The sequence below is a fragment of the Rhodoferax sp. P2_H8_2 genome, from assembly GCF_056403235.1.
In genome coordinates this window covers 65253-86637 of the sequence record NZ_JBFUFW010000001.1, presented here as the reverse complement: position 1 = coordinate 86637, position 21385 = coordinate 65253, and the positions used below count along the sequence as shown (strand labels likewise).

The 21385-nt window shown below is 59.6% G+C and carries 23 protein-coding genes; 12 read left to right on the top strand and 11 right to left on the bottom strand.

The window, feature by feature from the left end:
• Positions 1–165 precede the first annotated feature (165 nt).
• The 6 genes from AC1DV6_RS00460 (at position 166) to AC1DV6_RS00435 (ending at position 2727) form a co-directional block, all read left to right on the top strand.
• Positions 166–480: a hypothetical protein gene (locus AC1DV6_RS00460; protein WP_477974230.1), complete on the top strand. Its 315-nt coding sequence runs from the start codon at positions 166–168 to the stop codon at positions 478–480.
• Between the two features lie 93 nt (positions 481–573).
• Positions 574–963, top strand: coding sequence for an ankyrin repeat domain-containing protein (locus AC1DV6_RS00455; RefSeq protein ID WP_477974229.1), 390 nt, complete (start codon positions 574–576; stop codon positions 961–963).
• A gap of 126 nt (positions 964–1089) precedes the next feature.
• Positions 1090–1449, top strand: coding sequence for a hypothetical protein (locus AC1DV6_RS00450; RefSeq protein ID WP_477974228.1), 360 nt, complete (start codon positions 1090–1092; stop codon positions 1447–1449).
• A gap of 140 nt (positions 1450–1589) precedes the next feature.
• Complete coding sequence (locus tag AC1DV6_RS00445; protein WP_477974227.1) at positions 1590–1820, top strand: hypothetical protein; 231 nt, start codon at positions 1590–1592, stop codon at positions 1818–1820.
• A gap of 142 nt (positions 1821–1962) precedes the next feature.
• Entirely contained in the window at positions 1963–2274 is a 312-nt protein-coding gene (locus AC1DV6_RS00440; RefSeq protein ID WP_477974226.1) for a hypothetical protein, read from the top strand.
• 69 nt (positions 2275–2343) lie between these two features.
• A complete protein-coding gene (locus tag AC1DV6_RS00435; protein WP_477974225.1) occupies positions 2344–2727 on the top strand; it encodes a hypothetical protein in 384 nt (127 codons plus the stop codon).
• Positions 2728–2942: 215 nt separating this feature from the next.
• Here the strand turns inward: AC1DV6_RS00435 and AC1DV6_RS00430 are convergent, their stop codons facing one another.
• Positions 2943–3797 (bottom strand): NUDIX hydrolase, encoded by an 855-nt coding sequence (locus AC1DV6_RS00430; RefSeq protein WP_477974224.1) that lies wholly within the window; start codon positions 3795–3797, stop codon positions 2943–2945.
• A 117-nt stretch (positions 3798–3914) separates the two neighbouring features.
• Here AC1DV6_RS00430 and AC1DV6_RS00425 point away from each other — a divergent pair, with 117 nt between their 5' ends.
• A complete protein-coding gene (locus AC1DV6_RS00425; protein ID WP_477974223.1) occupies positions 3915–4832 on the top strand; it encodes an SDR family NAD(P)-dependent oxidoreductase in 918 nt (305 codons plus the stop codon).
• A gap of 15 nt (positions 4833–4847) precedes the next feature.
• On the opposite strand, the gene AC1DV6_RS00420 is transcribed toward AC1DV6_RS00425, so the two are convergent.
• Positions 4848–6068, bottom strand: coding sequence for a GGDEF domain-containing protein (locus AC1DV6_RS00420; RefSeq protein ID WP_477974222.1), 1221 nt, complete (start codon positions 6066–6068; stop codon positions 4848–4850).
• Between the two features lie 123 nt (positions 6069–6191).
• On the opposite strand from AC1DV6_RS00420, the gene gshA reads away from it, so the two are divergent.
• A complete protein-coding gene (gshA, locus tag AC1DV6_RS00415) occupies positions 6192–7727 on the top strand; it encodes a glutamate--cysteine ligase (protein WP_477974221.1) in 1536 nt (511 codons plus the stop codon).
• Positions 7728–7820: 93 nt separating this feature from the next.
• Here the strand turns inward: gshA and AC1DV6_RS00410 are convergent, their stop codons facing one another.
• From AC1DV6_RS00410 to AC1DV6_RS00390, 5 genes are all read right to left on the bottom strand, one after another.
• A complete protein-coding gene (locus AC1DV6_RS00410) occupies positions 7821–8363 on the bottom strand; it encodes a hypothetical protein (protein WP_477974220.1) in 543 nt (180 codons plus the stop codon).
• A gap of 115 nt (positions 8364–8478) precedes the next feature.
• The gene (locus AC1DV6_RS00405; protein WP_477974219.1) at positions 8479–10206 is read right to left on the bottom strand and encodes a putative bifunctional diguanylate cyclase/phosphodiesterase; all 1728 of its coding nucleotides are present in this window, start codon (positions 10204–10206) and stop codon (positions 8479–8481) included.
• Positions 10207–10593 (bottom strand): response regulator, encoded by a 387-nt coding sequence (locus AC1DV6_RS00400; RefSeq protein ID WP_477974218.1) that lies wholly within the window; start codon positions 10591–10593, stop codon positions 10207–10209.
• A 2-nt stretch (positions 10594–10595) separates the two neighbouring features.
• Positions 10596–13223 carry a PAS domain S-box protein gene (locus AC1DV6_RS00395; protein ID WP_477974217.1) on the bottom strand — a complete coding sequence of 876 codons (2628 nt, stop codon included), beginning with the start codon at positions 13221–13223 and terminating at the stop codon, positions 10596–10598.
• A gap of 12 nt (positions 13224–13235) precedes the next feature.
• Positions 13236–13652: a response regulator gene (locus AC1DV6_RS00390; protein ID WP_477974216.1), complete on the bottom strand. Its 417-nt coding sequence runs from the start codon at positions 13650–13652 to the stop codon at positions 13236–13238.
• A 110-nt stretch (positions 13653–13762) separates the two neighbouring features.
• On the opposite strand from AC1DV6_RS00390, the gene ylqF reads away from it, so the two are divergent.
• From ylqF to AC1DV6_RS00370, 4 genes are all read left to right on the top strand, one after another.
• Positions 13763–14746: a ribosome biogenesis GTPase YlqF gene (ylqF, locus tag AC1DV6_RS00385; protein ID WP_477974215.1), complete on the top strand. Its 984-nt coding sequence runs from the start codon at positions 13763–13765 to the stop codon at positions 14744–14746.
• A gap of 61 nt (positions 14747–14807) precedes the next feature.
• Positions 14808–15497, top strand: a complete 690-nt coding sequence (locus AC1DV6_RS00380) for an SOS response-associated peptidase (protein ID WP_477974214.1) — start codon at positions 14808–14810, stop codon at positions 15495–15497.
• A 41-nt stretch (positions 15498–15538) separates the two neighbouring features.
• Positions 15539–16534, top strand: coding sequence for a catalase family protein (locus AC1DV6_RS00375; RefSeq protein WP_477974213.1), 996 nt, complete (start codon positions 15539–15541; stop codon positions 16532–16534).
• Positions 16535–16560: 26 nt separating this feature from the next.
• Positions 16561–17001, top strand: coding sequence for a universal stress protein (locus tag AC1DV6_RS00370; RefSeq protein ID WP_477974212.1), 441 nt, complete (start codon positions 16561–16563; stop codon positions 16999–17001).
• On the opposite strand, the gene AC1DV6_RS00365 is transcribed toward AC1DV6_RS00370, so the two are convergent.
• From AC1DV6_RS00365 to AC1DV6_RS00350, 4 genes are all read right to left on the bottom strand, one after another.
• Positions 16991–17620 (bottom strand): DUF2087 domain-containing protein, encoded by a 630-nt coding sequence (locus AC1DV6_RS00365; protein ID WP_477974211.1) that lies wholly within the window; start codon positions 17618–17620, stop codon positions 16991–16993. The two genes, AC1DV6_RS00370 and AC1DV6_RS00365, sit on opposite strands and share 11 nt — an antisense overlap.
• A gap of 171 nt (positions 17621–17791) precedes the next feature.
• Positions 17792–18367, bottom strand: coding sequence for a DsbC family protein (locus AC1DV6_RS00360; protein ID WP_477974210.1), 576 nt, complete (start codon positions 18365–18367; stop codon positions 17792–17794).
• Positions 18368–18376: 9 nt separating this feature from the next.
• Positions 18377–20368, bottom strand: a complete 1992-nt coding sequence (locus AC1DV6_RS00355; protein WP_477974209.1) for a serine/threonine protein kinase — start codon at positions 20366–20368, stop codon at positions 18377–18379.
• Positions 20365–21255, bottom strand: coding sequence for an adenylate/guanylate cyclase domain-containing protein (locus AC1DV6_RS00350; protein WP_477974208.1), 891 nt, complete (start codon positions 21253–21255; stop codon positions 20365–20367). The genes AC1DV6_RS00355 and AC1DV6_RS00350 overlap by 4 nt, the downstream gene beginning before the upstream one ends.
• Between the last annotated feature and the right edge of the window lie 130 nt (positions 21256–21385).

Genomic DNA, 21385 nt, shown 5'->3' with positions numbered 1-21385 from the left:
TCGCCTCGTGGCTAAGCCAAGCTGCATCTGACGCAGTGCAGGGTTTGTCGCTATTTTTAATAAAGCAAACTATTCAATGTCGGTAAGGGAAAGGGTCACTTTTTATGGTTAGTCTTGCCACGTTATCCCGCAATACCGTGCGGTATAAATTACGTTAAATTTCAAATGAAACGCAACAAAAATGCGGTGGTGTTGAATCCGCTTACGGGCACTTGGAAATGCGGTGACGGATTTTCTGATGTAGAGATCAGTGTCGAATTCAAAGGCGACACGCCAAGCGTTTCAGTGATAGACAAGTACGATGGCGACGTTCCGCAAATTTTTGAAGTACTGTGGGACGCGGAAAGAACTATCTTGAGCTTTGGCACCCTGTGGTCTACCGGTCGTTTCGTAAAGTATTCCTTCATCTCGTCGCCCATTGAGGGACGTGCCGGTGTCACGTTCTCTTATACAGATCAAGAGTTGTGGATACGTCAATGAAATTTAGCCGGTTGCTCGGCACGGACATGCAACTTAAGTTTGCCGCTTCGCGGCGTAGGTTGCCCGCCGGGCAGCGCCAACGTTAGACGGCTTATGGCATCCGTACGTTCCTGGTCAGGCGCCTCCGAGGTCCTGCGATACCTGGCGGAGAACTGGCCATTCGAGCCTGATTGGCCTGACGGAACACATGAGATCGATGTGAACGACACCATGGGGGATGGAGATACGCCATTGCACTTTGCCTGCAGGTGGGGCGACTCGCTCGCGGTTGAGCTTCTGATACGTGCTGGCGCGACGATCGATCGCGCTGGGGACATCGGGGTCACCCCGTTGGGCGTCGCGGTTGGGGCGGGTCACGCCGAAATTGCCGCACTCCTGTTGAAAAACGGCGCGTCACCGCACGTTCGATCCGAGTTCGGTACTACGCCGTTCGAGGAAGCAATGAATGCAACACCAGATCTCAGTGCTGTATTCGCCGCCTAACCTGTCGCTCGAGCGGACCTCCACCAGCTGGCCGCGCTACGCTCGGCAGCTGATCTTCGCTTCGCGCGGCCAGCTGGTTCCGGCCCCTCAGCTCCAACGTTGTACATCATAGGAGTAGACCGATCTATGCCAGCTTGTTCTATCAGTCCAGCAGATCGCCGCCAACAAACACGAGCTGTTGGGTCCGATCTTCTTAAGAGCTACGGACGAAAGAAGTACTACAGCGTTGAGGAAGTGAAGAGCGCAAATCAGCGGCAAAACATCGGCCCAGACTTTGGATGCTGGTCTCATGCAACCTTTAACTCGCACAAAGACTTTGATGCGTACCATCAATCAATAGGCGAGAGCTGCGACTACATCTCAATGAAAGGCGAAATGTTGTCATCGGTGAGCACAAGTGCCGATTCTTCTTGGTTCGATCTCGATTTGTCTTGGATTGAGTTCCCAGATCTCGATTTATCGCTGTTTGATTTCTTGGATTTCTAGGCCATGCATCTCCATATACAAACTGCAGACCACTTGGCGCGCGTGAAGTACAACAGGTTGCTCGTCACGGACCCGCATCAGCAGGAGGCCGCTTCGCGGCACTTGCTACGTGCCGGACAGCGCCAACGTTAGACAGCACTATGGCGCAGCATCTCGATCAGCACTCCAAGCCACAAGAAGAACCGATGGTGAGTCGTCTTGGGAAGGGGTTTGTCGCTGACTTGGCGTTCGGCGTCGTCCTTGTTGTGGCATCGGCATTCATTCAAGATTTCAATCTCGCCTTCCTCGTCACCATGGGGGTGATCATCGTCGCGTACTTGCTATGGCGTTTTGTCATTCGCAAAGACCCTGGTGCGTCGCAGAAAGAATGAACGACTATGTTTTCTGAAGTGCTGTCTAACGGGTTCGTGGAGTGGACCCGCAACGGCGGCCAGCGTGGTCGCCATTCTTCAATTCTGAGTGCGCCGTTGTGGTCCCTTCACGGCCGACGTTATACCGTTTAGGAAATCAGAAGTGCCTTGGTATGCAATCAGGACCATCTATCATTTCGGCGACAAAGCTGATGGGACGAATGTGTTCGAGGAGCGAGTTGTTTGCTTTGAAGCATCAGATTGGCCGGAGGCACATGCCAAAGCAAAAGCCGAAGCGGCGGCGTACTGTGAAGGTGGCGGTTTTGTTGCCCATCCAGTTACTGTTGGCTATGAGCAGGACGGAGAAAAGCTCATTGACGGATATGAAATCTGGTCGGAGCTTTTTGAAGCAAAGATGTCCTTGCAAGATTTCTTCACTGAACGCTATGCAAAGTATGAGCATCACCCCGAGTAGCAGCCGGTTTAACTGGTCGGCCCAGCCGCGACAGCCTACGGCTGCCGCTGGCCTCCAACGTTAAGCATCATGAACCGGCGCACAACCATCCTACTCCAGTTTGCAGTTCCGGTACTGCTCGCGGTGGGTGCATTCGTTCACGCGCTTCTTCGGGAGGGTTTCGGTTTCGAGGTCCTGGCGACACAACTGCTCGGCACCGCCTTGTTCTTTGCCGCGCCGCATTTGCTTTGGCTTGCTTCGGCTTCAGCGCTCCGCCTCACTGGCGCCGCGTGGCATATAGGCTTTGTTGCAGCATCATTCGTTCTCGTGTTCGTCGCGCTCTACCCTATGTTCTACGATGGTGATCCATCAGGCCTTCCCTATCACTGGGTGATCTACTGGCCACTGGCCTTCGCCATTCAGTTCGCCGTTGCGGTAGTTGCGCTGCTCCGGAGGCGCTTTCATCATGCTTAACATGCCAATCGACTCGGACCCACAACAGCAGAAGGCGGCTTCGCCGCGACGTGTTTTGGTCCGGTCATCTTCACGTTAAAGCATTCCAATCTGCAAACGGGCCCAGATCAAGAACTGCTTGACGTTCTGCGATGTGGCGAATTTCAGATAAAAAGTGCCTGTAGAGCGCGTAGATATTGCGTAAGAAGCTATAAATTAAATAGCAATAGAAGTCGCTAAGTCCACAAACTCTCCAACCCGCTCTCCGGCAAAAAACGCTTATTGCGAATCGTGAGCCGTGTCGGGCCGGGTAACGCGCGCTCGGGAACAGAATGCATCGGATCGCCGGGATAACAGAGGATGACCTCACCGTTCTCCGAAAAATTCTCTGGGCAAATACAGGGCGGCAGCTGTTGCCGCGCAGCGTGCAACACGTCTGCGGCGCTTGCGTATTGCGCGAGATGGGCCAGGCTCATGATTTGTGGCGGGGCCATTTCGATCTCGCCGCGGTCGTAGCGCCTCAAAGCCTCTTTGGGCGTGAGCCACACGCTGGCGGTGGTTTCGAAGTTGTCGTGGCTGGCGATCTGGTCTGCAGGCGCCAGGGCCAGGAAGAAGCGGGTGTCGAAGCGCTTCTTGCTGAGGGCTGCCATACGTGGTGTGATCCAGCGGCTCCAGGGCACGAGTTGGCTTGCTTGCAGTTGGGTCCCCGCGGTGCCCAGCCAGGTTTGCCAGTCGCCGGGTGTTGGCCCCGCTGGGCGGCTATGGCCTTGGGCCAGCAGCACGCCAGCCTCTTCAAACATTTCGCGCAGTGCGGCTACAAACAGACCGGCGGTGACCGTGCCATCCAATTCCGGCTCACCCAATTGATGCGCCAGTTTGTCCATAGGTGTATCCAGTGCCGCCAACGCAGCAGGCGACTGGTCGTGCGCGTCCAGCTTGCCTCCGGGGAACACATATGCCTCGCCAAAGGTGTCCGACAGGCCGCTGCGTTTCATCAAGAAAACTTCGAGGCCGCCATCACCATCGCGTAGCAATACGACTGTGGCGGCATCGCGGGGGGCGCCGCTGGCGGGTTCTAGCGTGGCTTGCATGAAGGGTCTTTTCTGTTTTGTTTTTTGGTGAGCGCTTGCTTGAATTAAAGTACGGCCAGCAGGCGAGGGCTATACGCACAAGCCCTTAGCCATGCATCAAAACCCCTAGGAGTAGCAATGAATCTGGATTTCAAAGGCCGTGTGGCCATTGTGACGGGCGCCGGTGGCGGCCTGGGTCGCCAACATGCCTTGGCACTGGCGGCGCGTGGCGCCAAAGTGGTGGTCAACGATTTGGGTGGCGCGCGCGATGGCTCGGGTGGTTCGCTGAGCGCTGCGGAGTCTGTAGTGGCAGAGATTCGTGCTGCGGGCGGTGAAGCGATTGCGAATGGCGCATCGGTGACTGACTTCGACGCGGTGCAAGCCATGGTCAAACAGGCGGTGGACACTTGGGGCCGCGTAGACATTCTGGTCAACAACGCGGGCATTCTGCGTGACAAGTCGTTTGCCAAGATGGAGTTGGCCGATTTCCGGCTGGTGGTCGATGTGCACCTGATGGGCGCCGTGCATTGCTGCAAGGCGGTCTGGCCCTATATGAACGAACAAAAATACGGCCGCATCCTGATGACCACGTCGTCGTCTGGCCTGTATGGCAACTTCGGCCAGTCCAACTACGGCGCGGCCAAGCTGGCGCTGGTGGGATTGATGCAGACCCTGTCGATCGAAGGCGCGAAAAACAATATCCGCGTCAACAGCCTGGCACCGACAGCGGCGACGCGCATGACCGAAGACTTGATGCCTGAGGCGGTATTGGCTGCGCTCAAGCCCGAGGCGGTCGTACCCGCGATGCTGGTGTTGGTGGGTGAGGATGCGCCCACGCGCACTACGCTGTGCGCGGGCGCTGGCAGCGTAGAGGCTGCGCACATTACATTGACCGATGGCGCCTGGGTGGGGCTGGGCAGCGATGCACCGGAAACACTGGCGGCGCAGTTGGCCAAGGTGCTGGACCGGACTTCTGGTGAGACAGTGCCGCAAAGCGGCGCCGCACAAGGCACCCTGGAGATTGGGCGCGCTACCGCGATGCTGAGTGGTGCCTGAGTTGGGTGACGTGACCTAGAGCGGAGCCGACGCGGTCGGAGCATCGGTCTGCGCATCGGCATGGGTTTCGCCCTGCTCGGATACCAGCGCCAGGCGCTCGGCCTGGTCGATGATGGTGACCGGGTCGGCGCTGACCGCAGGTACTGTCACGATACCCAGGCCGTAGCGGGGCGTGAAGCTGTAGTGACCACCTTCCGTACCGACGATGGTGAGTGGAGCATCCAAAACATAGCGCAACCGTACGACCAGGCGATCCACCATTTCGGCCTGCTTGACCGCCGAGATCACAATAACAAAGCAGCGCGGGTGGTACAGGCCCACTACATTGCGAAAGCCGACTGCGCGGCGCATGCGGGCCGCCAATGTGCTCAGGATCTGTTGGTCGGTCGTATGGCCCGCAATCTCTGCCAGTTCATACAGATTGCGCAGGTGCAGGCAGATGACAGAGCATTCGCGGTGCAGGCGCGCGCTGCGCCAAAAGGCGTCGTCCACCTTGGTCAGCAACACGGAGCCCTTGGGCAGGCCCGTCGCCGCGTCAATGCCGGTGGACAAGCCAGCCAGCCGCTGCAACTGGCGCGTAACGCGGTTGCGGCGGATGCTGACTGCGGTCACCACCAGGAAGCAGGCCACGGTGCTGAAGGCAATAAAAATAAGTGCACCTAGGCCGAAATGGGCCAGCATCAACTCGCGCGTGTACAGCCCACCCACCATCACTGCCAGAAAGCAGCAGGCCACCACCATCCAGCGTGCCAAATCATCGCCCAGCCAGGTTGCGCGTACGGAAGCGATCATGGCCAGGACCACGCTCATGCCGCTGATCGGGGCGGAGAGGGCGACCATCTGTATCAGGTCGGGGTTGGGCTGACTCAAGCAGAGCAGCATCAGCGACAGCGTCGCGGCGATTAGCGCCGGGGGGCCCCAGCGCACAGACGCCCGTACCACCCAATCGTCAATGGCCTCTCCCAACCACAGGCCCAAATAAAACAGGGCCAGCGCACCGCTCAGCGGCCCCAAACCGGCCTTCAGAATTTGCATCGTCAATTTGGGAATTTCGGGAAACAGCAGTTCGGGCAAGCCGGTCATCAGCAGGCAACTGGAGCCGCTCAACATGACAAAGGTCAAGCCGCGCCAGGCCGCGATGTTGCGGTTCATTACGACATCGGCCGTGAAGGCCGTGACCAAAGTCAGTAGCCCCCCCAACATTGCCGACCAAACGACTATTTCTGAGGTATCCATGCGGAATTATCACGTTGCAAGCAGATGTAACAGGTCTTGCAAATGTGACAAAAGTCACGTCCTGCAAGTTTATTGCGCCTGTGTTACCTTTGCGGCCCACAGAAACCTAGAGGGCCAGACGGCATGGACGGATTAGATAAGGCTCTTGAAAGGCTGACTCCCGAGCGCATCGGCGCGATGCGGCGTGGCATAGAAAAGGAAAGTTTGCGCACGCTCAGTGGCGGCGCCCTGGCAATGACGCCACACCCTGCGGCGCTGGGTTCGGCGCTGACGCATCCGAATATCACGACAGATTTCAGCGAATCGCAGGTCGAACTGATCACTGGTGTTCACAAGGACATTGACGCTTGCCTCAACGAACTGCATGAAGTGCAGCAGTTCACGATGCGCTCCATGGGCGACGAAATGCTGTGGGTTTCCAGCATGCCCTGCGGCCTGCCGGCAGACGATGCGATTCCAATTGGGCAGTACGGCACATCAAACGTCGGCCGCGCCAAGAGCGTGTACCGCACTGGCCTCGGCCACCGCTACGGCCGGCGCATGCAAACCATCTCTGGCATTCACTACAACTGGTCTTTGCCCGGCGTGAGCAGCGAGGAATATTTCGGCCTGATCCGCAACTTCCGCCGCCATGCTTTTCTGCTGCTGTACCTGTTTGGCGCATCGCCCGCCGTGTGCTCCACCTTTGTGGCCGGACGCACGCACCAATTGAAGGCCCTGAGCCCGCACACGATGTATCTGCCGTATGCCACTTCGCTGCGCATGGGGCGTCTGGGGTACCAGAGCGACGCGCAGGCCAGCCTGGCGGTCAGCTACAACAGCCTGGAAGGCTATGGCAAGTCGTTGCAGGACGCGCTGACCCGGCCGTACCCGCCTTATGAGGCGATTGGTGTGCGCGCGCCGGATGGCACCTACAACCAGTTGGCAACCAGCCTGCTGCAGATTGAAAACGAGTTTTACGGAACCATCCGCCCCAAGCGCGTCATTTTCCCGGGTGAGCGGCCGCTGCATGCGCTGCGCGAGCGCGGGGTGGAGTACGTCGAAGTGCGGCTGATGGATTTGGACCCGTTTGAGACCGTTGGTATTACGGCGCCAACCTTGCGCTTTCTGGACATGTTCCTGCTGCATTGCCTGTTGACCCCAAGCCCTTCGGATTCACCGCAAGAGATTGTGGCCTTGGCGCATAACCAGCAGAAGGTGGCCGAGCGCGGACGTGAGCCCGGCTTGCAGCTGGAGCGGGGTGACGCGACGGTGACGTTGACGGACTGGGGCTTGTCGCTGGTGGCCGAGTTGCTGCCGATTGCCCGCCGTCTGGACGCTGCACACGGTGGCACCGCGTACATGCAGGCCGTGGAGGATGCGCAAGCTTCTCTGCACGAGCCACAGCGCCTGCCGTCCGCCCGCGTATTGCAGGCTGTTGAAAAAGAGCACGGTGGCTCCTTTGTTGCGTTTGCGCGTGCGCAGTCGCAGGCAACGCGCCAAGTAGCGCTGAACACACCCATGGACGCAAAAACGCTGGCCCGGTTCGACATGCTGGCAGCGCATTCGCGCGCCGAGCAGCAGGCCATCGAGGCCGCAGACACCATGCCATTCGACGTCTATTTGCAGGAGTATCTGTCGTCCAGACGTTTGCTGGCTCCCAGAGCGCTTGCGGCTTAGAGGTCCGCTGCACCCAAGAAAAAAGGCCAACCGGTTGCCCGGTTGGCCTTTTTCATGTGCAGGGTCTGATGACAGACCCAAGCACTCAATGCATTACGCAGCCTTGACTTTGCGAACAGCCTTCTTGGCAGTTGCCACGGTACGCTTCACTGCCTTTTTGGCAGCGGTCTTGACCTTGTTGCCGGCAATTTTGCTGACCAAAACACCGGATTGGGCTTCCAGCTTTGCAGCGACTTCGCTTACGGCTTGCGCAGCGGGCACAGCAGCAACTGCCAGTGTGGTCATCGCGGGCTTGCCCAGGGCCTTGTCAAAACGGCTCGCGTTGGCGGCCACTTGGTCGATGCCCTTGCCAGCGAATTCGACAGCCTTGGCGACAGCCACATCGGCGCTGTCGGATGTCAGTGTCACGCCCTTGGCGTAATAGCCAGACAGCTTGCGCTGGGCTGCCACGGCGTTGGAGCGCACTTCAGTGCTCAGACGGGTACCGGCCTTGGCCACGGCGGTGGTCCAGCTTTGGTCAACGAAGCTGACAGCGCGTTCGTTGCCAACGCGGTAGGCGTTGATCACGTTCTTGGCGGTGTTGCCGTAGGACACAACGAGTTCGTTGGTCACGGTAGCGAGATTCTTGTTGGACATGGAAAGCTCCTGAAAGTTAAGGTGGAAAGACTGGGGTAAATGCAAAGTGCTGCGTCGCATTCTGCGGATTCACCCTAGTGGGAGCACCTTAAAACCTGCAGTTTCCCTAGAGTGTTCAGCCTAGGTTGTGTTTCTGTAGCCAAGAGGCAACCTGGTCCACCGGCATCGGCCTGCCATGCAGATAGCCCTGAATCTCCTCACAACCCATGTCCAGCAGCAGGTCATGTTGCTCCTGTGTTTCCACCCCTTCAGCGATCACGGAGAGGCCCATGCTGTGGGCCAGCGCCACGATGGCGCGGGCAATCGCCTGGTCGTCGGCATCGGTGCACAGCTGGCGCACAAAAGACTGGTCGATCTTCAGCACATCCAGCGGGAAGCGCTTGAGGTAGGCCAGGCTGGAGTAGCCGGTGCCGAAATCGTCGATGGCCAGATGCAAGCCCATGGCTTTGAAACGTTTGAGGATGCCCAACGTATGCTGCAGGTCCAGCATGGCCGTGCCCTCTGTGATCTCCAGCTCCAGGTTCTCCGGCGCGAGCCCCGAAACTTCCAGGGCCCTGGCCACATGCCGCTCCAGATGCGGGTCGCCAAATTGGCGCAGCGAGACGTTGACGGCAACGCGAATCGGCGTGCCGTTCTTCTGCCAGCGGGCGGCCTGCGTACACGCCTCGGTCAGCATCCATGCGCCCATGGGAACAATCTGGCCGTTGTCTTCGGCCAGCGGGATAAAGCGGGCGGGAGACACCAGGCCCAGGCTCGAATGGTTCCAGCGCATCAGGCTCTCAAAGCCCTGGATGCGCCCATTGCTGGCCAGCACCTGGGGCTGGAAATAAGCCACGATCTCGTTGCGCTCGACCGCGCGGTGCAAGTCGTTGTGCATCCGGAAGGTGGTCGACAGATCCGGCAAAGAGCTGGCGTCGTGGATCGCAATGCGCTGGGCCACTTGCGTGCGCGCGGCTTCCAGTGCCAGTTCCAGCCGGGCCAATGCCGATTGGGAGGTGTCGGATATCGAGAATTGGCTGCAAATGCCGACCGAGATCACCGGGAAGTGCTCGGTGTCCATGCTCTGCAGCGGCTTGGACAAATGCGACAGCAGTTGCAGGGCCAATGCCTGCAAAGACTGGGTCTCGGGCCACTGCGGAATGATGATGGCGAAGCGGTCATCGCCCAGGCGGGCCACGGTGCACATGCCACCGCGTGACAAAGGCTCCTGCGCAGCTTCTGCGCAAATCCGCTGTGCCAGTGTGGAGATGAAACCGTCCGTCTCGGCGGCACCCAGCGCATGGGTCAGGGTCGAGAGGTTGTCCAGTCCGACGATGGCGAGATTGAACCCGCATCCTTCAATGCGTTCACTTCGCAAGGCTTGCAACAGTAAATCCTGGCAATGCGTGCGGTTGGGCAGGTCGGTCACGCGGTCAAACAGCGCCATGTGCTGTGCCTGCGCCACCGCCCGTTTGGCGGCCAGTTGCTGCGAGGCGGCTTTCACCATTTGCGCGCGGATGCAGGTCAGCAGCTCTTCGCGCTGGAAAGGTTTGGTGAGGTAGTCGTCTGCACCAAGATTCATGCCGTCGCGCACATCGCTGCGGTCAGCGCGCGCGGTGAGCAAAACGACCGGGATCGGCGCCAGCGCCGGGTCTTCGCGTATGGCCTGTAAGAGCGCATGGCCCGTCATCTGCGGCATCATCACGTCGCTCAGGACCATGTCGGGCTGGTGCTGGCGTACCAGCTCCAGTGCCTCCTTGCCGTTGGGTGCGGCAAACACCGTAAACCCTTCCATGCCCAGGAGCATGCGCAGGTTGTTGCGGATGTCGGTTTCGTCTTCGGCAATAACGATCTTCACGCCCATTCAAAGACCTCCCTCGGGTGCATCGCCCACGAGATGGGTTTGCAGTATCTGACGCAACTGCTCGAAGCTGAAGGGCTTGGTCAGGTAGCCATTCGCTCCCAGACCCAGTGCCTCTTGCAGACGCTCCGGCTCGGCACTGGCCGAAACAAAGATAAACGGGATGGCCCGCAACGCGATATCGCCTTGCAGGGCGGCCAGTACTTGCATGCCGGTCATGCGCGGCATCATCACGTCGCAAAAAATCAGATCGGGGCGCTGCGTTTGGGCAGTCTCAAACCCGTCCTGTCCATCACATGCCTCAGCCACCAAGTGACCTTCCATGCGCAGAAAGCGCGCGAGATTTTGCCGTAGCGGGGCTTCGTCGTCGATGACCAGTATGTGTGCCATGTTCAGAGTTCCACGACAAAGCGCGTACCTTCGCCCGCCGCGCTGTAGACGTCTATGGTGCCGCCATGCAGCTCCACCGAATTCTTGACAATCGCCAGGCCCAGGCCTGTGCCCTGGATATCGCCAACGTTGCTGGCGCGGTGGAAGGACTCAAACAGGTGTGGGATTTCTTCTGCGGGTATGCCAATACCCTCGTCGGAGACCGTGAACCGCACGCGACCGTCAATGGGCGCTACGGTGAATCGCACGGCGCCGCCGTTGGGGGAGTACTTCACGGCGTTGGATACCAGGTTGGCAAAAATGTGGCGCAGCAACTTCTCGTCATAGCGACCTGTGCGGCAGGTCTCGTCAAACACAAAAGCAATGTCGCAGCTGGAGTTGGGGTGCTGGTTGCGCACTTCTTCCACCACGCTGTTGCACAGGGCCAGCAAGTCCAGCTCGGTGGGGCGGAATTCCAGCATTTGCGCATCGGCCTTGCCCAACAGCAGCACGCGGTCCAGCATGCGCGTCATACGGTGCACGCTGTTTTCAATGGTCTGAATGACCTCGACCTTCTCGGCCGCGGGCATTCTCTCGCTGTAGTACTTGAGAAGTTCTGCCGACGACAGGATGGTGGCCAGTGGCGTGCGGAATTCGTGGCTGGTCATCGCGACGAATCGGCTGCGCAGCTCGTTCAATTCCTTTTGCTGCTCCAGCGCTTCCAGCGTTTTTTGTTCGGCTTGAATCCGGTCGGTGATGTCCAGAAAGGTCCAGATGACGCCAGAGTCCGGATCACGATCACGCACGCAGCGACCCGCCATTTGCACCCAGAACAGTTCACCGTTGCCGCGCTTGAGCTGGCGCTGGTGGGAGAAGGTTCCATGCTCCGACAACGCAGCGCGCTGCACGATGCCGTAGGCCTCCCACTGGGCTGGATCAGGGTGCATGTGGACCGACGACTGGCCGATCAGCGATTCGCGTGTTACGCCCAGCATCTCGGCGAACTTGTCGTTGCACCACTGGGTGTGCCTCTGGATCGACAACACAATGCCGACCAGTGCGCTTTGCAGAATCGCTTCGCGCTCTGAGGACGTGCGTTGCAGTTCGTCTTCCGATGCCTTGCGTTCAGTGACGTCAGAAAAGAATGTCAGTGACGCCGGCTTGCCGTCCCAGGGGACGACGGTAACGCCAATGTCAAACCAGCGCACGACATTACCCGGCAGCAGCATGCGGATCTCGTAGCGGCTTGGGACCTCTTCACCGGCCAGCCGCTTGCGGCGCCGCTCATCCACAAGGCCTTTGTCATCTGGATGGATGCGGTGCAGATAGCCCTCGCGCAGCATGTCTTCCACCGACATCTGCACCAGTTCGGCGGCGCGCCGGTTGACGAACACGAAGCTGCTGTCCTGCACTACGACCATGCCTTCGCCCGAATGTTCTACCACCGCGCGGTAGCGTTCTTCGGACAAATGCAGTGCGTGCGTCATCTTCCTGCGTTCGGTGACGTCAGAGAAGAAGGTAATGGTGGCAGGCATGCCATCCCACGGGATGACGGATACACCGATCTCGATCCAGGTCAATGAGCCATCCGGGAATTGCAGGCGGACTTCATAGCTTCTGGGGACATCCTCGCCCTTTAGGCGTCTCGCACGGCGGTCCAGAATGATGGCGTGGTCATCGGGGTGCACATAGTGCAGGAACCCGACTTTCAGCAACTCATCCGAGTCCATGCGCGCAATTTCTGCTGCGCGGCGATTGGCGTACACCAGACGATCGCCCTGCAATACCACCATGCCGGAATCCACGTTCTCGATAACCGCGCGGTAGCGTTCTTCAGACCGTTTGAGAGCCTCCAGAATGGCCTTGCGCTCGGTGACATCGGAGAAGAACGTCAGCGTAGCCATGCCACCATCCCAGGCTACTGGTTTGGGACGGATATTGAGCCAGCGCAAGACGCCAGGCTCTGCGGCGTGGCGCACTTCATAGTGGTCTTGCGTAGGCAAGCCTTTTTGCAGTCGCTCGCGCAAGTCCAGCAAGACATGCCGGTCTTCGGTGTGTATCCATTCCACGGGGTCGGAGTCAAACAACTGTTCGTTGGGTACCCGCAGGATCTGGCTGGCTTGTTCATTGGAGAACACCACGCGGTTGTTCTGCGCGACAAACATGCCTTCACCCAAGTGCTCGACCACCGAGCGGTAACGCTCCTCGGAGTTGCGCAGTGATTCCTGGCTGCGGCGACGTTCAGACATGTCGCGCACGAAGGCGCCAAAGCCCTGGCCCTTGTCATCCGAGATTGGCCAGATGGACAGCTCGACCGGCATGATGTGCCCGTCCTTGTGTTGGGCTTCAATCTCGACCACCCGGTTCAGTACGCGGGCCTCGCCCGTTTTCAGGTAGCGGCGCATACCGTTTTCGTGTGCTTCCCGGTACTTGGGTGGAATGATGAGCTCGGACATGCGCCGACCCATCGCCTCGTCTTTGCTCCATCCCAGAATGCGCTCTGCCCCGGGGTTCCAGGCGGTCACCATGCCTTCGGTATCCATTCCCAACACCGAATCGGGCGTGGACCCCAGCAGGCCGAGCAACTGCTTCTGGCGAATCTCCAGACTACGGATCTTTTCCTGGAGTTCGCTGATCTGGTCTTGGGACATAGGTGTTGGCGTTCAGGCTTGGGTAGGTGGGTCCGACAGCAGCGGCGCGCTTTCCAGCACCTGCAACAGCCGCTGCTCCAGCAAAGCGGCGGTAAACGGCTTGACGATGAAATCAGTCACACCGCCAGACACCGCGCTCTTCACTTGGGTCGCCGCATTCTCACCGGTAATCATCACAAAGGGAATCAGGGAAAGCTGGGGGTCGGCGCGCACGGCGTTGAGCAGTTGGCGGCCCGACATCTTGGGCATGTTCCAGTCACAAAGGACCAGATCCGGCCGTTGGGTTTGCATCAGGGCCCAGGCTTCTTCGCCATTGTTTGCAACGGTGATCTTTGTGAACCCCATGGCAATCAGCAGGCGCCGCAAGATATTGCGCATGTCTTCCATGTCTTCCACCAACAGCAGTTTGACATCGGCAGGTTTTGCCACGCTCATCCCCCTGGGGACGAGCCCCGCAATGTGAAGTCGCACAAAGTGTATCTGTTCAAAGCCCGGGTGCGCAGGCTTTTGCAGTGAGGCCGACTTATATACTTCCCGCCATGGCTATCCAATGGTTCCCCGGACACATGCACCTGACGCGCAAGGCAATCGCCGAGCGCATACGCGAGATCGACGTGGTGATCGAGCTGCTGGATGCACGCCTGCCTGGCTCCAGCGCCAACCCCATGCTGGCTGAAATGACGGCGGGCAAACCGGCGCTCAAGGTGCTGAACAAGCAGGACCTGGCCGACCCCGAACGCACTGCACTGTGGCTGGCCCATTACAACGCCATGCAAGGCGTGCGCGCGCTGCCATTGGATGCCAGCATGACCACGCCCGCGCGGGCGCTGGTGGCGGCCTGCCATGAACTCGCACCCAAGCGCGGTGGCATGACCAAGCCCATGCGGGTGCTGATTTGCGGCATTCCCAACGTCGGCAAGTCCACGTTGATTAATACCTTGAAAGGCAAGCGCGCTGCCAAGACCGGCGATGAAGCGGGTGTGACCAAGCTGGAGCAGCGCATCACGATTGCCGACGACTTCTACCTCTATGACACGCCAGGCGTGCTGTGGCCACGCATCATCGTGGCCAAGAGTGGCTACAACCTGGCTGCCAGCGGTGCCATTGGCAAGAATGCGTTTGACGAGGAAGAAGTGGGCCTGGAGCTTCTGGACTACCTGCGCCAGCACTACCCTGCATTGGTGGACGCGCGCTACAAACTCAGCGGCGCAGCGGACATGACCGATGAGGAGTTGCTGGACGCGATTGGCCGCAAGCGCGGTGCGCTGCAAAGCGGTGGCAAGATCAATTTGCAGAAGGCCGCCGAGATTGCCATCCACGATTTTCGTTCCGCGGTTATGGGGCGCATCACGCTGGAAACTCCTGAGGAGTTTGCCCAATGGCTGGCTGTTGGCCAGAAGATTGACGCCGAGCGCCAGGTCAAGAAAGATGCGATTGAACTGGCGCGGCTGGTGCGACTGAAGAAAGTACCGCGTCCCGCGCGCGCGCCGCAAGCACCAGAAGATGATGAGAATTCAGATTAAAAAGTGCCTGAAACGCCCGCGGAATGTGCGTAAGAAGCTACTAAATTGATAGTAACCCTCCGTGTGCATCAACTTCGTTCCGGCAACTCCGGCGCAGATTGCCAAGGCCTGGCTGGGCGTATTGGAACCCCCAGCGCCGACCTGGCCTGAAGAAACCTATCCCGGCTACGACGCGCCTATCGTGGTGCGATCAGAGCGCGGCGGTGGTGTGCAGTGCCTGACAGCGCGGTTTGGGTTGACGCCCCGCTGGGCACTGGATGCAGCGCACGCCACCACCCTGTCGCGTGGCACTTACAACGCGCGTAGCGAGACGGCCTTTGACAAACCCAGTTTCAGCAGTCCCTGGCGCGAGCGCCGCTGGGCGCTGGCGCCCATGCAGGCTTTCTTCGAACCCTGTTGGGAACAAGGCAACCGCTCCGTGCGCTGGCGCATCGCCTGTGCCGATGAACAGCCTTTTGCAGTGGCCGGACTTTGGGAGCGCTGGACCAACCCGCAAGGCGGTGAGACCACCACCAGTTTCACGCTGCTAACAGTCAATGCGGATGGGCACGCGTTGATGGGGCGCATGCACCGGCCCGATGAAGAAAAGCGCATGCCGGTGATCGTGCCGGCGGACCGCTATGGCGACTGGTTACACGCAGACCTTGGACAGGCTGGCGCCATGATGGTACAAACGCCTGCAGGGGAACTTGTCGGCAGGCCCGACCCCAAGCCCGGGGCGGAACCACCACACAATCTTTCGCTTTTTTAGCTGGTGCGTCTGGCACCTTCTTCAACGCAATGAGGTAGTCCATGGCCGATTCGATGACACCCAGCACAAGTTGGCAAGAGCACATTGCGCCAGACGAAGCCCAGCGCTTTGAAGGCTATGGCCGGATCTTCACGGCCATCCAGGAGCGCAAATCCAAACGCTTTGGCGCAGGACGTACGCTGCACCGCAAACAGATCACCGGTGCGCAGGGTAACTTGCAGGTATTGGACAACTTGCCCGAATTCGCCCGGCAGGGCATCTTTGCCTCACCCGGTACCTTCCAGACCTGGGTGCGCCTCTCCAACGGCGGCATGGACCATGCGCCTGACAACAAGCCCGACATCCGCGGTTTTGCGATCAAGGTGCTGGGTGTGCAAGGTGATTCGGCGCTCGGCAACGGGCCGGCCAAGAGCCAGGATTTTCTGCTGATCAACCAGGAGCAGTTCGCGTTTCCGAAGAGCGATGAGTTCGTTGCATTTGTCGACGCAGCATCGATGGGCGAGGGCGCCCTGTTGAAGTTCGTGTTCAAGCGCTATGGCCTGTTCAAGGCGCCCGGGCTGCTATTGCGCCTGCTCAAGTCAGCGGGCAAGTCGTTCAGTGGCTTTGCGACGGAAAACCTGTTCAGCGCAGTGCCTATCGCCAACGGTGCATTTGCCGTGCGGGTGCGATTGGTGCCCGCAGGAAGCAATGGTGCATCGAATCCAGCGGCCAAGGCCGATTGGAGCGCAGATTTTTCGGAGCGATTGGCCAAGGGAGCGTTGCAATGGGATTTGCAATTGCAGCCTTTTGTCAGTGAAGCGCTGACGCCGATTGAAGACGCATCCATCAACTGGCCCAGCCCGTACACCACGGTCGCGCGGCTGACCTTGCCCAAGCAGGATTGCCAATCTGCTGCGGGGCAAGCGCTGGCGGAGCAGATCGAAGCGGGGGTGTTTGACCCCTGGCAAGCCCTTGCTACGCACCGCCCGTTGGGCGACGTGCAGCGCGCTCGCAAGGTGGTTTATTTCGTCAGCCAGAAAGGGCGCGGCGCGGTCTGAGTTTTTTCATCCATTAGGAGTACACCATGTTCAAGCACATACTCATTGCCACCGATGGCTCGGCAGCGTCCGAACACGCAGCCAAACTGGCGGTCAGTCTGGCGCGCGTGCATGGCGCCAAACTCACCGCCGTCTATGTGGCCGATCCTTACCCCTATGTCGGCATCGGTGAGATCAACCCGATGGGCTTTCAGGCCTACATGGATGTAGCCCATGATCAGGCGTCACGTGCGCACTCCGTGGTGGATGCCCTGTGCAAACAAGAGAGCCCCGCCATCGCGCTGCAGGTGCGCTTGGTGGAGGAGGTAGCACCCGCCGCAGGCATTGTGCAAAGCGCCAAGGAAGTGGGTGCAGACCTGATCGTCCTTGGGTCGCACGGCCGCTCTGGCATCGCGCGGCTGATGCTGGGCAGTGTGGCTGACCGGGTAGTGCACGAGTCCACTATCCCGGTACTGATTACGCGCTAGATTTTTCCCTGGCCTTCGGCTCGGGCCGGGGTGTCTGCCTGGGCCTGGCGCGGGGTGACGCGTTGTTGCTCTGCCGCAGTGCCTTCAGGAAACTTTGTACCTCGACGCCGGGGCGTTGCGCCTCCTTCCAGTACTGGCTGCAGTCACTCTTTCGGCTCAGCAGTTTCATGTTCACCAGCTCGCGCCTTAACGTCGCCGGGTCGCCAAACGTGTGGTGCGCATTCAGGATCAGGTTGACCTCTTTCTCGGTGTATTTACGCCGCACGACAAAGCAGGTCCACATCGCCCACATCGCCATCTGCTGCACGGAGAGCTTGTTCGGCAGGCGCACCAGGCGGCCGGCCGCGTCGAACTGCTTCAGCGTCTTGCGAACGGTTTGCGAAAGCGTGGACACATCTGCAGGTGCGGGTACAGGCGCTGGGGTTGTCTCGGGTAGTGGGGGCGTCGCTTTGAACGCCTGGAAATTGCGGTGTCCGGCCGCGCGGGCCAGCATGTTCAGCCATTCCAGATGGCTGGGCCCAGACTTGGCGTCGGCCGGCCTGGCGTCCAGTTGGGTTTTCAGAGATTTGGCAAGCGCCGAGATATCGGGCGCGTGCAAGGGCACAAGTTGTCGTGTCATCAACATTCCTCGTGTGCCGTGAACTCAAAGTCGAGTGCTGGGGTTGCCGCTTGCAGCGTGGGCACACAAAAATGGATGGTGCTTGGCGTGAATGAGCAGGTTTAGCGTGAGCAAATCGCTCCGGCAACGCCTGGGTGAACTGTTGACCCTGGGCGAATTGTAGCCCCGCTTTTAGTTGGCGCTCAGGCCCAGCAGCTTGGTCAGTGCCGCGGTGTCCATCGCACCGCTGTGGGACACCAACTGCCCGGTTTGCTGATTGCGCGCCACCAGAAAGGGCACGGAGTCCAGTTGCAAGCTACTAAACAATTCGGTGTTCTTCTTGATAACGGCCTCCAGGTCTGGAGGCGTGCCACCACGTGCGGGTGTGCCGCCGGTGCCCGCCAGTATCGAGGCTTCATGCAGGTTCATGGCCTCTGCGGGGTTGGGCGCGCTCAGCAAGGCGGCGCCTTGCGGTGCACTGTTGCCGTTGATGATGGCGACCGGAACCCAGACGAACTTCACTTTCGCTAACAAGGGTTGGCTTGCATTCCACAGGTGGCCGCAATGCGGGCATTGCGGATCAAACAACACGTACACCGTGTTGGCACTCATCATCGCGCCGACGGTGAAGCCCTTGGCGTTGGCAGCTACGAGATCGTAGGTCTGCGGCGCCGGGGCTGTGCTTGCAGCAGGTGGAGTCTCGGTTTTGGAACATGCGGTCAAGGCAGTGGTCGCAACAATGGCAAGGGCGAGGAATAGCGATTTCATAGCGAGGTCTTATCGGGGTTTGGCTTGTTCAAGATTGCGTTGTTCCATCGCGTGGCGATCTACGCAAATCTTGGTATTTTTAAAGGCATCTTTACTGCACTGTTCGGTCATGCAGATTTGGTAGGCGATGAACCAGCGGCCTTCGCAAATTTTGTTGGGGTCGGTGCCTGGGGTATCGGCGCCTTTGGCGGGTTCGTTCGCATGGGCGGACGAGGAACCGCCAGCCGTTGCCTTGCCGGTGTTTGTCGCGGGAGAACTGGCGCCCTGCGGTGTGGCGGTTGTGGAGGACTTGCCAGGCGTCAGAGCTTCCTTGTCCGGTTTCTTGGGAGTGATCACAGGCACGGCAACTGGCTTGGACGCCGTCTTGGCAGGTGATGATGCGGCGCTGGCCTGCGGATTGCTCGCCAACGACGCAGGTGCGCTTGCGGCAGCACTGGCGGGCAGTGCGCTCGCAGAGGTGGCATCTTGCGGTGGACTGACGGCCGTGTCTGCGGTTACGGGTGTTGGCGTATCCGTGCGCGACAGCAGTGCGTATCCAATGCCAACGCCGACCAACAGCAGCAAACCCAAAATCACATTGCGCGACCGATTCCCCGGGGCGGCATCATCCGGCTCCAGTGCGGCGGATACAGTCGGCGGGAATGTTTCAGCTTGGACCGCAGGTGTTGGCGCCACCGCAATCGGTGCATCCGCAGACTTTGCAGCTGGGGCTGGCGGGCTGCTCGTTGCAGCGGGTTCGGCCGCAACCGTTTTCCTGGGCAAGGCCCGCGTAGCTTCGTCATCGGTTGCATTGGGCGGCTGGGGTGCGGGCGGCACAGGCGAAGTACGCTCGGTTGGAGTCGGCGCTTTAGCGCGCGTCACCAGAATAGTGCCGGAGCCGCCGCTGGATCCATCACCCGCCATCGCATGCAGCTTCTTGAGGCGCCGCCGCGCCAGGTCGGCGTAAATGCCGGTGGGGAAGCGCAGGAGGAAGCCTTCGAAGTCCTCCATGTCTTCCGAGTCTTTGATGTCCTTCCAGTAAACCAACTCCACTTCCTGCGTCACCGTGGACCCCGACAAACCGGCGGTGCTGCCAGGCTTGGTGCCCGTGGCGCTTACGCCATGGGTACCCGAAGTCCAGGTCGATCCGCTGCCGCTGCGTTTGCCCGCTGGCGGCACAACGGTCGGGTCCGAGGCGTCTCGGGCCGCGGCCTGTAGTGCGGAGTTGAATTCCTGTGCCGTGGCATAGCGTTGTTCCCGTGTCTTGGCCAAGGCGCGGGCCACGACAGCGTCTATGGCCGTAGGCAATTGGATGTTGATCGTGGAGGGGTCTGCGTGTGGCTTGCCGACGATCTGCTGAATGATGTCAAAGTCACTGCTGCCGTCAAAGGGACGCTTGCTGGTGAGCAATTGGTACAGCACGATGCCGGCTGCGAACAGATCCGCGCGGGAGTCAATGGACTGACCCTGCACCTGCTCTGGGGACATGTATTTGAGCGTGCCGACCATGGAACCTTGCGTGCGCGTAATGTCACCGGAGTCCTGGATGCGCGCCACGCCAAAGTCGGTGAGTTTGACGCGACCACTGGGTTCTATCAACAGGTTGGCAGGCTTGATGTCTCGGTGAACAATGTTCTGGCGGTGCGCATAGTCCAGCGCAGACAGCAGATCACCCATGATGCCCAACGTCTGCTCCAGCGTATAAACATCGCCCTTGTCCAGGTGGTGTTTCAGGTCTTCGCCCTGAATGAACTCCATCACCAGAAATGCAATGTCTCCATCGCGGTCGGAGTCGTAGACGCTGACGATGTTGGGGTGTTGCAGGCGGGCCGCCGAACGTGCCTCGGTGCGAAAGCGCACCTCGTACTCGGTCGCTTCTTCCACCGAGAGGTTTTCTACCTTGATGGTCTTGATCGCAACGCGGCGCTCCAGATTTGGATCGCGGCCTTCATAGACCATGCCCATGGCACCCTTGCCCAGTACCCGCTGCAAATCATAACGACCGAGTTTTTTGAGGCTCATGTGCGGATAGAGAAATTGATCACAGGGGCATTTTCATCAGTGCGGTCACAGCCCGGCACGATCTGGCCGCTGCCCACCAGATAGCACTCGGTGCGGCGCAAAACCACCGCTTCGGTCTGGTTGCCCAGATACACCCAGGTTCCAAAGCTGGACGTGTCCGTCAGCAGGAAGTGGCCGCCGCGCCATTCCAGTGTGGCATGCACGCGGGAGACGCGGGGGTCGTTGATGGTGAGGGCGGCCTCCGACAGACGACCCAGGGAAATCTTGGGGCTCTTGGAGTCAAAGTGCAATGTGGTTGCGCCAAACACCATTTCCAGGGATTCGGTTTTCTGGGGCGAAAACATCGAGCGCCCGGCCATAGTGGAATCTTCGTCACGCCCAGGCTGCCATTCCACGCGGTACACATGGCTGGCTTCTGCACGGCCGCGCAGGTACATCGGCCCCATGCTGCGCAGCGATGCGCGCTGAACCGGGAGCAGGGCCTTCCAGACGTTTTCGGTAGTGAGAATTTGTGCCGCGCCGGCCAGATCGGCCAGACGGGCGGCTGAATTGACGGTATCGCCAAAGCAGTCACCGTCGATCTCGACCACTTCGCCCGATTCAATGCCCATTTGCATTTGCACCGGGGCGCCGGTGCCGCCTGGCTGGATGCGCTTTTCCAGCAGGTAATTCTGAATGTTGATGCAGGCGGCAACCGCGTTGCCTTCGTCTTCAAACACCACAAATAGGCCATCGCCCAGCAGCTTGACCACACGGCCCTGGTGCTGGGCAAACAACTGGCTCAAGTTGCCGGCTAGCTGGGTGACAAAGCGCGAGGCTGTCTCATCCCCCAGCCGTTCGAACATGCTGGTGCTGCCAACGAGATCAGCAAAGACTACAGTGGTCATGGAAGGCAGAGGTTCTGCGTTATTTGATTGGCTAGTTTAGGGTAAGTCCGCAGTGACAACAATCAGGGCTGGCAATTTAGCCCGCCCTGGCTGACTTGCCTCTGAGTATGAGGCCCGTTTTCCCCGAAAT